The following is a 12,457-nucleotide window of genomic DNA, read 5'->3' on the forward strand; positions in this document are numbered from 1 at the left end:
ACTAGCCATTTTATAATCTCAAAGGATAATTATATGCCTACTAAAGTGTTAGATCTCCCTAAAACACATACTGTTAACTACTCCTCAAAACCGCTCAATGGCAACGATGAGATTATGGAAGTTAGTCCTCAAGAGTTTGCAGAGCAGTTTAATTTTGAGTGGCACGATGATTTATTTATTGAAGATACATGGGTGGAATCGTATCAAAAAAAGAAAAAGGAATTGCATACTTTAGCTTGTGGTTATGCAGTTTATTCAGACCTTTATCCTCAAGAACCTATTGATGAATCGGTTATTGCACGGCAAATGCCTTTTCTTCCAAGGGTAATTAAACAGCAACAGCAACTAGCCGAGAAGTATTTGAAAGAGATTGAAACAATTATACCTAATCTAGTGGTGTGTGAAATTAATGATCAAGTTGGTAAAGGCTTATTTTGGAGAGGTCCGGAAGTCCTAAAAAAGGGGACCGCAATAGCCTGTTATGCTGGAATCATGGACGCCTCTCTACCAGGTACAGACACTTTTTCGGGTTATGGATACACGGTTCCAGCACACCCTCTATTTAAAAATCATTCCCTTGGCGCTAGAGGTGTAATCAATGGATTTCAGGGCAATCATGCGCGTTTTATACAGCATTTTCCTGATGCAGAGAATCTTTCTCAACATTTTAAGTTAGATCCTGGTCTTCAGGAACAGGATATTGCCACTGCAAATGTTGAAGCACTTAATATCGTATATGATGGAATGCCTTTAGTCGTGCTCGTCACTACCGAAGATGTCTTACCTAATTCACAATTTGGTTTTGATTATGGGGCTAGTTATTGGGCAAAGGCTTATCAGAATTGCCAAATTGAACCTTTACTATTTACCAGGCATTCAGAAACGCTTGATCCTAAAACCTATGAAAGGTTGGATTTAAATCTAATTTTAGGTAAGGAGGCTGTATCTTTGCCCCTTATCAATATTATGAAATGCCTATTAGCAAATCAACCCTATACTGTTATGGATGCCAACACAAAGAACATCATTGAATTATCACCTACAAAGTTGACCACCATGGTGATTGAAGAACTTGAAAAGCAAAACGCAGCACCAAATACCATTGCATTTCATTTCTTAAATTGGTTATTGCGGATCAAGGAAGCCCAAAATTCTGGTGGAAACTATGAAAGTAAGTTTATTAATAAGATTCATTCTATATTATTAAAACATTGGCTACAAAACAGCTTTGATCACCGTATTTCCGCTAAAACAAAAATACCTTACATCGACAGGGTTATGAGCGCAATTACAGAATCGATGACCGCGGATCAAGTCTTTTTAGAGGTAAGAACGAAGCTGAATTTCACAGACGATAGAGATTTTTATACTAAGCAATTACGAGAGATGCGTAGTGAAATAATTAGTGCGATGAAAACTTATAACGACGACAAAGTAGCCAGTAAAATGACACCCCCTGAGGTGAAAAGCCTTTCCCTCTGAAAATCCTCTCTATGCACCTATTGTTGAGAATTACCCCTCGACGAGGTGAGAAACCTACATAGGGCTAGTGCTTGAATTTTGATTTTCTACAAGCACTGGCTCTATTTATTCTCAATCAAAGGTAATATTGCATCAATGGATTAGAGAATTATCAGTCATAGATAATCAGATTGGTTTAGTAGCCAGTTCGGTTTTCACCCAATTATGGCGTAGACGGGTCTGAAGACGAACTGACAAATTTGTGCGGTAGTTGGTCTATTCAAATTTTGTCGGGCTTGGGTAACTCATCAAATCGTTTCAAGTCTGCTAACTGGTCTTCCCAAGCCGAACGACTGGCAAAATAAATATGGGCAGTTGGCTCCAAAGAGCTATCGTTATCCAGTGATCCTGCAGGTAAAACGACCTGAGAATTGTCTTCCTGTCGAGGAAGCGGGCTTCCACAAAGAGTGCAAAATGCACGTTGCTTCCTTGTTCCCTTCAACGCGAAATAAGTGATATTGTTTTCACCACTTTCCCATACCAATAGAGCATTGCTAAAGAAAACATTTGCCCCGTGGATGGTACCTGTTTCTTTTCTACATCGACTACAATGACATAAATACATCGCTTTCGGTTTTTCTCCGGTGATGACATACCGACAAGAGCCACACAAACATTCACCTGCATATTGATTCATTATCGAAACTCCCAAATTCTCAAGCAAAAAATCCCCTTAAGTATACTTCTCTAAAAGTTAAAAAATAGAGAAACGTGAAGCATTAAAGCCCGCCCCTATGTTCGCCGCTGAGTTCTCTCTTGAGGATGGACTTCTCAACTTAGTCGAAATTTGAACTATTATTAAAAAATACCTTCTTTGCTATAGGAAAAAAATATGAAAAAGTCTCCAAGGAATCCTTCTAAAAATAAAAATAAGAAAATCGTTAAAAACGAGGATTTAAAAAATATTTCTGGAGGGGGTTTAAAAGATGCATTCAACCCACCTGGACACAATGAAGATTTGCCTGATCCTGGTGATGAGATTCGTCGAATACTTAATGAGAAACTTAACCGTTAGTAGCATGAATTATTTTAAATAGGCAACAAGAAACTCCGACCATCACAGCCTCATAGTCAACGCTTGAGTTTTGTATTTAACCATCAAAACTCTGCCCCCCCTGGTGGACTAAATCACGATCGCTTATGCCGTATTTGCAATACCAACGAACATATTGCAGCATGAGAACTCCATGAAAATGACGTCATTTGAAATCGATTGGATTTTTAGATATTTACTGCGCTATAAAAAATGCGCATTATAGCTTACTCTTTATTTTTGTAACGCAGCCCGAAATACTACCCGGAAATGGATTTTACCCATGCGAAAACTAGTTAAAATAACTATTGCACTAGTTATTTTGTTTTTTTTAAACAATGCCTACACAGGTATCCCATTATGGACTGTTATACCTGATCCAAATTACCCGACTAGTCTGTATCTCACTTCTATGAGTAAAGCAAATGTCGTCTATACCATCACCAACAAATCACACCAAACACATACGTTGGCGATGCAACCCATTCGAGGGGTAACTCAAATTACTTCAGGGGACAATTGTTCGAGTGTATTCACTTTAGCGTATCAAAAATCTTGTACACTGAGCTTATCAATTAATGGCAATCTTTTGACCGGCAATATACACGGCGGACCTGTTGTTTGTGAGCAGGGAGGTACCTTTGCGTGCTATCAACCCAGTTTTCCCAATGTCTTGAATATTACCTTTATCCCTATTGCAAGGTATCTAATTACGCCTGTAGCAGGGGTCAATGGGGCAATTAATCCTGATAATCCGCAGACAGTACTCGCTGGAAGTAGCTTAACGTTTACTGCCAGGCCAAACTCCGGATATCAGGTTGATCAATGGTTGGTAGATGGCGGTATCGTTCAAAAGGGAGGAAGTACTTTTACCCTGGCGCAGATTGATACCAATCATACCGTAGAAGCAACCTTTACCCGAAGCGGCACACTCTTTGCTGGCACAGCCGGTGGAGAAGTTTATTTCTCAATCGATAATGGCTTAAATTGGAATACGACAACAACTCCCTCACCTGGATTTTCAGTCAACAGTGTCTTTGCAACACCGAATACACTTTATGCAGGTAGTGCAGATGGTAAAGTCTACTACTCGACTAATAATGGCGTTACGTGGAATGCAACTGCAGCCGTTCCAGGTGGAACAGCGGTAAACAGTGTCTTTATTACCTCCATCGGCAATGTCTTAACTATTTATACCGGCACCCAAGACGGGCATGTGTATTATTCTATTGATGGAATAACCTGGAATGCAACAACTAATCCGGGGGCTGGCGCAGTCAATAGCCTTTTTATTACCCCTGCAAATACGCTCTATGCAGGAAGTAATGATGGTAACGCTTATTATTCTACCGATAACGGTACTAATTGGATTCAAATTACAGGGCCTGAATCCAACTTATCTGTCCCCATCCAAAATATTTTTGCGGCCAATAATCAGCTGTATGTCAATATTCGCAAAATTTCATCCAACAGTACCTTACCAGCCGGAACGGTTGATTTTGAATACACCTACACCAGTAATAGTTTGACGAATACCAACCCTACATGGAATTTATTATCGCAAATAACGTACACCTTATTTGTCAATGCAGATGCCAGTGCAATTTATGCTGGCACGCAAGATGGCTATATATTCTCATTAACCACAGGCGATGAGCTGGGATTTATTACCTATAGCCCTATCTCCAGCTTATTTTTTATAAGTTAATCTAGGGAACTCTTTCATGACAAAACTTAAATTTTTGTTGCCATTGGGGTTTATTGTTATGACTTCCTTTGCGGCTCAAACAACGACTATAGTCAGTTTACCTAACCCTGGGGCACAGTTACTTAGTAAAGCCCGCTTAATTAAGGGGGCTGCAGCAGACACTCAATTCTCATTTAATGTTTGGTTAAAATTACGTAACAAACAAGACCTGGATCAATTGGTTCAGGATGTTTATGATCCTAAAAGTCCACGTTACCAGCAGTTTTTAACGCGCGCTCTTTTTGAAGAAAAATTTGCACCCGGCCAAGAGGCAGAAGAAGAGGTATCTCATTTTTTTCTGAATCATGGGATGCAGGCCAAAATAGTGAATCACAGTATTCGGGTCACAGGTTCTGCGGCACAAATTGAACAGGCCTTGCACGTGCAAATGAACTACTATCGCTATAAGCATAAAGTTTTTCACGCCAATGCAGGCACCCCGAGACTATTGCCTGAGATTGCTCAATATGTGGCTGAAATTACAGGACTAAATACCCTACCCGAATTTCAGGAAAACATCGGTCATGCTAAAACGGAAACTCAAAGTACAACTCATGATTTAAATTTCCTCGCGAATAATTTCATCCCTACCGCACTCCCTACTACTATTTCCTTACAAGGATTTTCTGGCGCCAATCTACGAAAAACGTATAACGTAGGTAATATTCCTAAAATTAATGGAGTACGTTTAAATGGCTCCGGACAAACATTAATCATTGTCGATAAATGCGGTACCAATGGGCCTGCACAAATCTTAAGTGATGCGAATCAGTATTTTAAGATGAATGACATTGCTCCCTTTATCATTTCTGGCCCTGCAAAAAATTTTGCAATCGTGAATCCTGATGGAAGTCCTTTTACAAATTGTCCAAATGCATCCTCGTTCAGCAGAGAGATTGTCCTGGATATTGAAGCGTCGCATACCATCGCCTCAGGAGATAATACCGTTTTGGTTTTAGGTACTGATCAGCGAACTACTTTAATGGATGTCATTAATACCTTAATACAGAATAATTATACTATTGCCGGTTTTACCAATGCGTATGTAATATCGAATAGTTGGAGCAGCCCTGAAAGCTTTGATGCGGCACTTGAATCAAGTTTACAGCTTGCTGCCGCTGCGGGAATTAGTATTAACTTTTCTTCAGGTGACTGTGGTGATAATACCTATACCAATGCAGGCAAATGTAATGGCTCGTGGCCTTCAGCCCCGACTGTCGATTATCCGTCAAGTTCAGCCTATGTGACAGCCGTTGGTGCAACCGCTTTGTTTGTCGACAATCATTACAATTATGCTTTTGAAACCGTTTGGGGAACTGTGGAATCGGTCGGTGGGGTATTATCATACACCGGAGGAACCGGTGGTGGAATTAGTCAATTTTATGGGCCAGTTCCCTGGCAAAGTTCGATTAGCAGTTTTACCGCAGGAGGCTATGGCGTTATAAATAATTTTGGCAACCGTCGTGCTTTGCCAGATGTTGCCATGTTAGGTGATCCTCGTACAGGTTTATTGATTATTGCTAATGGGACAGAAGTACAAGATGGCGGTACCAGTTTAGCGTGTCCCTTATTCTCTGCAACGCTGGTATTAGTGAATCAGGCACGCAGCCTTCTCAATAAGGCCACACCCATTGGTCAAGCAGCACCTTATTTATATCAGCAAAATAATCTTTTATTAGCGAACAGGGCAATTAATCTTATTATTCCACCGAGCCTAATGATTAATGGCGCTACTCAACCCCCTTCAACATTAATACATAATACACCCGCTCCCGCTTCGTCATTTACAATTGCTAATGTGACCTTTGGCTGGGATTCGTCTCTAACACTTGAGCCAGAAAATCAATTTTGGAATGATGGAGTAGGCGTGGGCTCGCCGAATATCCCTAATTTTGTAATGGCCATGGCCAATATGTAATGGATTGATAATGTAGAAAGGGCTTGAATTTTGTATTTAACCATCAAAACCAAAGTCCTGTCCCCATCGTTTTGAAAAGCATGCAGCAACCTTCCAAATGTGAAGTATATATAACGATAAAATTACCGATGTGATACGGTGTTCCGAGCTTGGGAGTAACAAAATAGGTTGGGTGATAAGGTCGGGCACAGGACCCGACCGATACTGCATCAAGCAAGAATGGCTGTTTTCAGAATTGGACCTTCGTCTACGCTGCTTTTTTCTCTCAGCACTGGCGCATAGAGCAATGAGTAACGGCAGCGCAAAAATCGAGAAGCATGAGAGCCTGGGTTCTCTATATGGGAAGGCTCTTCCTCTTGTGAAGGATTTGATAAGTCCTTAAACACCCTTACTTCCTCATTAAACGCATTTAAAAACTTTAAAAAATTAGCAGAAAATTGACAGGTTTCTGACAATTGACTAATTTTTTCCAGTTCCGCTATGATGAGGCTAATTTGCTCAGGATCAGCATTCTTGTCATTGAATCTTGCTGCACACGCAAATTCAACCTTGAGTTTATATAATCTTGCATAAAGGTTGCTTTCCAAATGCTGCATTTTAATGTGCTTGAAATCCAGGGCTTCAAGTTTTTCAATCAGCACATTGGCACGCTTTAACAAGGAGGCATTTTTTTCGTTGTTCGAAAACCCTTTCAATGTATCAACCAACGCCTCTTTTTCTCGATCTAATTTTCCAAGCTCGCGGTTCTCCTTTTCCCAATCAATGACATAATTCTCGTCCATTTCAAACGCTTCCTGATTTCTATCCTTTAGAAAACCTGAAACATTATTGAGCACGGAGTCAGTGAGGGCTTTAATGGAATCTTGCAGTAGTTGCTGACGCATGTTGGGTTGATTAGTGGCGCTTGCACTATTAAGCACTTTGCCAAATTTAACGGGTTTTGCCGGTTTTAATTCGTTACTGGTCGGCTCTAACAATTGACTTCTTTCATAACCGTCGTCGGAATCATAAGGGGCAACCGGCGTTTTCAACCTTTCTCTTAACAAGTCATTAAGTGGCGCGTCAATTTCTTCTGATAGGCGGAAAGTGCTACGATCATCTTGCAATCGCTTGAAAATGTGCATTATTTTCCGTCCGCCACCTGTCCTCCTGGTCATTTCTTCGCGCTTCTCATCTTTGCTTTCTAACTCAGATACGGTTTTATTACCATCTTCCAGGAACGTGACATCGCGCTGTATTAGAGGCATGGCAGGAATGACCGCTTGTTGGGCATTGAATATTGGTTTTAAGGCCTGACTGACAAGTAGCTCGTTAGACATTTTGTCCAAGGCGTCCTGACATTCCGGTGATAAACTGGCAAAAGTTTTCTTTAAACGGCCAATTTCGCTGCGTGAAAAAACGGATAAAATAGCATGGCAACCGGAGTAATCTTTGAGCTCGTCAAATAGATAATGAGCTACCCAAATCCAGCGCTCTATAATAATGGCTCTTTCTTCAATTGAATTGGCATCCAAAATAAGCCTTCCCACATAATCAGCCAAATTATTGTACTGGGCAGTATTGGCCATAATGCTGGGGGAACTCTTGAAAGCCCAGGGAGAAAATAATTCCGACGCTCGAATGTTTAAAAATAATTCTTGATCAATCCTTGCGATGGTTTGCGCGTAACGTATGATAACTTGCTTATTTAAATTTCCGACTTTGGCTGCAAAAATAGGGTTTGTTCTGATTTTGCTTTTCACTGCAGGATTCATAAGAAAGTCATTAAACGCTTGAAGGTCTAAGTTATTTGCCTTGAATCGGCTGATTATTTTTTTAAGGAGCTCGACGGGATTATGGTCGTCTTTGATTTGTTTCCTTTTGATGCTTATTTGATCAAATAGAGGTTTGCAATCGGGCGGTGCGGCTTGGAACGCTGCAACAAAACCCTTATTAAATTTTTCAAAAGTTTGCTTGCCCTTTGGGGTGTAATTAGCTTGCTTTAATGTATTATAGGTTTCTGCCATTTCTTTATACATGGCCGCGAGTGCTATTTGTTCCTTTTTAACCCGTTTTTGCAGACTATCTAATTCGTCCAGACTAGAAATTTCGGGAAGTTTTTTGCTGAGGTATGCGTTTAGACTCTCGTATTTTTCCAGGTACTTTGCCTGGTATTCAGAAAGTGCAGTAATATATCGTTTCATTTGCGTTTTCTTCATCGGCTACCTCTTGTTTTTGTAGTTAAAACTTAATGTACAGTTGTATAGTAAGGTATGGCATGCTCCCTTGCAAAAACCTGGTTGAATTATACTAGATTAATTTATAAAGGGTATCTGTCTATGCGAGAATAAAATATTATTTTGGTTGTCTAAATTTCTTTTCCTAAAACCCGTAACCGGGAATACGGCGACTTGCAGCAGAAATCTTTCGAAATTAGAGGCCTGTCAAGTGACAATTGAGAGCAAATGGGGGTAGGGTTTAGACTATTAATCCCGTTAAATAGCTTAAAAAAGCTGAGTCTGGAATAGATAATTTTTCAACCTATCTTGTTCCCCTCAGCCGCAGTTTTTCCACATAACCTATGTGATTATTCTACAATTTCTGTTACCTTTTAGCTTGTATTATCCATGTCAATATGGAAAACGATTAACTACATTATCAAGTTATTTAAAGGATGAAGAAATTGATAAAAAATAAATATGGGCTTCTCTTGGCTTTCGGATTAACTTCGATTGTAGTCCAATCCAGTATTGCTGGTGTGTCAACAGTAAAAAAGCAGACTGTATGGAAAGATCAAGTGGAAAAAACGGAAAGTAGGGTCTGGAAGCCGCTTGTTGCTTTGTCTGCTGGAGCAGCTTTTAGTAACAAAATAGGTCGTTCAGAATTTATTCCTATTAGAGATCCTATTGAGGATCAATTTTTTAGTTATGCGGCAGACCGTTCAACGCAAGGAAAATTTATTTATGGCGCGTCTTTGGGAATAGAATTCTTATTAAATCCCAAATGGTTTTTACAAACGAATGTGAGTTATTATCAACCTATGAAGTTTCATGCCCATGGCATAGTGACGCAGGGGGCGGATGCACTATCAGTCGATTCATTTTCTTATACCTATGATATCCAGGTGCGGCAGGTATTATTTGAAAGTAAGTTATTATATAACTGGCTCTACCGCTCAATGTCTTTTTATCCCTATATTTCAGCCGGTATCGGGGTGGGGTTGAATTCAGCCAGAAATTACAATGTCAATATTGTTCCTCCATTCACTACCTTTAGTAATCAATTCACGAATGAGCGAAATACGTCTTTTTCTTACAAAGTAGGTCTGGGTGTTGATTATGAGGTGGCTACTCATGTTCGAGTAGGGGTTGGCTATCGGTTTGCCGACTTTGGCAGAGTTCAACTTGGAAATGCTTCAATTAATCAAGTTCCGACATTAAATAATTTATCACAGTCTCATTTATATACCAATGAAGTACTGGGACAGATAACAGTGGTAATTTAAACGAATCTGGAAAATTGATTGATTTAATGATGACAGGCTTATTTCCACTTTAGAGATTGGCTTGGTACTGAAATAACGAAATCGCTGTTTCATTTGATAACATAACTAACTCAAAGGATGAGTAATGAAATACAACGCTTGTTTTTATTCGATTGGTTTGGCAGGATTTTTGGTGTCGATGACGAGTCATGCCCTACCTTTCACGATTATTCCTCAAGGGACTTTACCTACATCAGTTAGCCGAGGAGGAAGTGTTGATGCGGCCTATACTGTGACAAATAATACGTTAACAACTCGTGTTAATAATTTTGTGAGATGGTTTCCTCCGAATGTGACTCAAGTGCTTGAACCGACCGATCCAACCGTTTGTACGAGACAGTTTACTTTAGGGCCACATAATTCGGTTAATCAAAGTTGCACCTTAAAGCTAACTATATCGGGTGTGGTAAATGGTAATGATCCTGATCCTACGCATCATTTATTCGTTTGTTTTCCCGGAGGAAAAACCTGTGCGGGCCCGACGCCGGCTAATTCATTAAATGTGAGTGAAGCGAGTAATGGACAAAGTCCCACCAGGCTGTCTACGGCTGTAGGGGGATATCAAGTTGGTGCGGATAGCTTCCCCCTTGCTTATACCAGTAGTGACAATGGAGCGACGTGGACTGCCTCAGTGCCTCCTACTACAGGTCTTCTGGGAGTAACTTTCTATTTTGGTGTCGGGTGTAATGGAACGTTTTGTTCAGCAGTTGGTTTTTATGTGGATGGTTCTGGAGTCCAACTTCCGGTTTCCTCTTCAAGTTCAGATAGCGGCGTTACCTGGAGTGATCCCTATTTTCTTTCAGTAAATGGTCTTCCTCCTGCTGGGCCAGGTAGTCAAACCTATACTCCAGCTATTAGTTGCTCTGGCAGTAAATGCTCTGCTGTGGGCTTCTATGAAGAGCCAGGAGGTTCTCATAAGCCACTGACTTATTCCAGCTCTGATAACGGTGTTACCTGGTCAGAACCCTATCTTCCTTCTACAGCCGGGTTACCAGCGTTACAAAACCACTTTTTGGGTACTGTCAGCTGTACTGGTACGAATTGCACCGCTGCTGGCTTCTACAATACCGTATTAAATCAACGCCAGCCTTTAGTTTATCGCAGTACTGATAATGGGGTGAGCTGGTCGGCACCAATTATCCCCTCTGTAGCAAGCTTACCGGTTGGTAATAGCAATCCTAAAATACTTGGGATAAGCTGCTCAGGAAATAATTGTACTACCATAGGGCAATTTGATGATCCTGTTAACTCGATTCCATTCACCTATTTAAGCTCTGATGGTGGACTGACCTGGTCTGCTGCGCATGTACTATCTATAGCGGCTCTTCCCGCGGGAAATCAGGGGGCAATACTTAATTCGATCAGTTGTGTAGGAAATAATTGTGTTGCAGTCGGATATTATGTTGATAATGCCACTAACAGACAATCGGTTTATTATACGAGTGCCGATCGGGGGGTGACCTGGTCTCAAGCCTTATTTCCCCCGACAACAGGTATTCCTCTTACTGCCACAGATACAGCCTTATACAGTACTTCTTGCATTAATAAAACTTGCTCTGCCGTAGGTTCTTATAATATAGGTGCTACAACATTTCCTTTAACGTATTATAGCGTTGATAACGGCGCAACATGGACCATTTTTTTACCAAGCTTACCCTCCACCCCTGGCACTATTTCTGGCGGTCTTTTTGGTGTAGGTGGCTCACAAAGTGGTGTTTTACTCACCTAGAGATTATCCATTAGCCGGTTTTCTTCGGTGAGGTCAGGGCTTGAAGGTTGTATCCATGATCAAAGTTCAAGCCCTGATCCCATTGCACTGGAAATCCAATTCCCAAATAAGTTGCCCTGTCTGTTCGATGGCCTGCTGCCCCGCAATTAATAAGTTAAAGCCAGCCTTTTTTCCTGGGGCATATCTTCAACGACATTTATAGTATTTTTCAGGGTATTGAATACGTAAACCGCAGTGGGGATGACCATTGAGCATATAAGGGTTGTTGCGATTGGAGTACCCAGCATGGCTGCTACTGCGGTTAACGAGCCTAATTCGATTAAAAAACTTGATGTATCTTTCAAAAAAGATCTAATTCTTGGGTTTTCTTCTAAAAAAGAACTTTCCTCAATGAAATCCTGCGTTATAACCTGAGGAAAAGCGCCCAAGAAATAGGCTAGGGCACCTATCCCAGCGAATGTGGCGAAAGTACCCGCTGTGCTTGCCATGGCAGGGCTAAAAAAAGAAAGGCTATATTTTCCTATAATTCCGCTAGCACCATTGACTAGAGCTCCAATTGGTGCGGAAATAGCTGCTGCAACACCAATTTCTACTAAATCAATCCGAACTGAAAAAAAATCTGGTTTAATAGCTCTGATTTGCTTCGATATTTCTTTTCTCACATTTTCAGAAGAGTTTGATAATACCTTACGAATATTAGTAATTTCTTCCTCTGACAAATCCTCATCTTTAATTAATGGAAGAAGAAGTAAGTAAGAATCATTTAATTCTTGAAACAATTCTTTCTCACCGTCCTTATCAGGGTGATACCTTAAAACCGCTTTTTTATACTGGCTTTTCAAATTTTTTAAATCAAAATTTTCAGGACCAAAAAGTTCAATTATTCTTTCAAATTTCTTTGGCATATTGATTTTATCGCTATCACTACAAGTAGCACATTATAACCTACAAAAATGATTAGCACAGGCGTAACTAGAGGGGCAAGC

The 12,457-nt window shown here is 40.5% G+C and carries 9 protein-coding genes; 6 read left to right on the forward strand and 3 right to left on the reverse strand.

Translation table 11 applies throughout. The annotated features are described in order from the left end of the window. The first annotated feature begins 33 nt into the window (after positions 1–33). Complete coding sequence (locus ACN4Z1_RS12825) at positions 34–1,482, forward strand: hypothetical protein (protein ID WP_228363986.1); 1,449 nt, start codon at positions 34–36, stop codon at positions 1,480–1,482. A 259-nt stretch (positions 1,483–1,741) separates the two neighbouring features. Here ACN4Z1_RS12825 and ACN4Z1_RS12830 read toward each other — a convergent pair whose 3' ends face one another. Continuing rightward, a complete protein-coding gene (locus ACN4Z1_RS12830) occupies positions 1,742–2,158 on the reverse strand; it encodes a GFA family protein (RefSeq protein ID WP_228363985.1) in 417 nt (138 codons plus the stop codon). A gap of 195 nt (positions 2,159–2,353) precedes the next feature. Here ACN4Z1_RS12830 and ACN4Z1_RS12835 point away from each other — a divergent pair, with 195 nt between their 5' ends. From ACN4Z1_RS12835 to ACN4Z1_RS12845, 3 genes are all read left to right on the forward strand, one after another. Continuing rightward, on the forward strand, positions 2,354–2,536 hold the full coding sequence (locus ACN4Z1_RS12835; protein ID WP_228363984.1) for a hypothetical protein: 183 nt from the start codon (positions 2,354–2,356) through the stop codon (positions 2,534–2,536). A 301-nt stretch (positions 2,537–2,837) separates the two neighbouring features. Next, positions 2,838–4,262: an InlB B-repeat-containing protein gene (locus ACN4Z1_RS12840; protein ID WP_228363983.1), complete on the forward strand. Its 1,425-nt coding sequence runs from the start codon at positions 2,838–2,840 to the stop codon at positions 4,260–4,262. Positions 4,263–4,278: 16 nt separating this feature from the next. Continuing rightward, positions 4,279–6,219 carry a S53 family peptidase gene (locus tag ACN4Z1_RS12845; RefSeq protein WP_228363982.1) on the forward strand — a complete coding sequence of 647 codons (1,941 nt, stop codon included), beginning with the start codon at positions 4,279–4,281 and terminating at the stop codon, positions 6,217–6,219. A gap of 209 nt (positions 6,220–6,428) precedes the next feature. On the opposite strand, the gene ACN4Z1_RS12850 is transcribed toward ACN4Z1_RS12845, so the two are convergent. Continuing rightward, on the reverse strand, positions 6,429–8,402 hold the full coding sequence (locus ACN4Z1_RS12850) for a RasGEF domain-containing protein (RefSeq protein ID WP_228363981.1): 1,974 nt from the start codon (positions 8,400–8,402) through the stop codon (positions 6,429–6,431). A gap of 470 nt (positions 8,403–8,872) precedes the next feature. Between ACN4Z1_RS12850 and ACN4Z1_RS12855 the strand changes: the two genes are divergently transcribed. Beyond that, the gene (locus ACN4Z1_RS12855; protein ID WP_419386044.1) at positions 8,873–9,703 is read left to right on the forward strand and encodes an outer membrane protein; all 831 of its coding nucleotides are present in this window, start codon (positions 8,873–8,875) and stop codon (positions 9,701–9,703) included. A gap of 124 nt (positions 9,704–9,827) precedes the next feature. Further along, a complete protein-coding gene (locus ACN4Z1_RS12860) occupies positions 9,828–11,471 on the forward strand; it encodes a sialidase family protein (protein WP_228363979.1) in 1,644 nt (547 codons plus the stop codon). A 146-nt stretch (positions 11,472–11,617) separates the two neighbouring features. Here ACN4Z1_RS12860 and ACN4Z1_RS12865 read toward each other — a convergent pair whose 3' ends face one another. Continuing rightward, the gene (locus tag ACN4Z1_RS12865) at positions 11,618–12,376 is read right to left on the reverse strand and encodes a J domain-containing protein (RefSeq protein ID WP_228363978.1); all 759 of its coding nucleotides are present in this window, start codon (positions 12,374–12,376) and stop codon (positions 11,618–11,620) included. Positions 12,377–12,457 lie beyond the last annotated feature (81 nt).

Origin of the sequence: Legionella sp. ST3F1 (assembly GCF_048553315.1) — a bacterium.
Classification (GTDB): domain Bacteria; phylum Pseudomonadota; class Gammaproteobacteria; order Legionellales; family Legionellaceae; genus Tatlockia; species Tatlockia donaldsonii.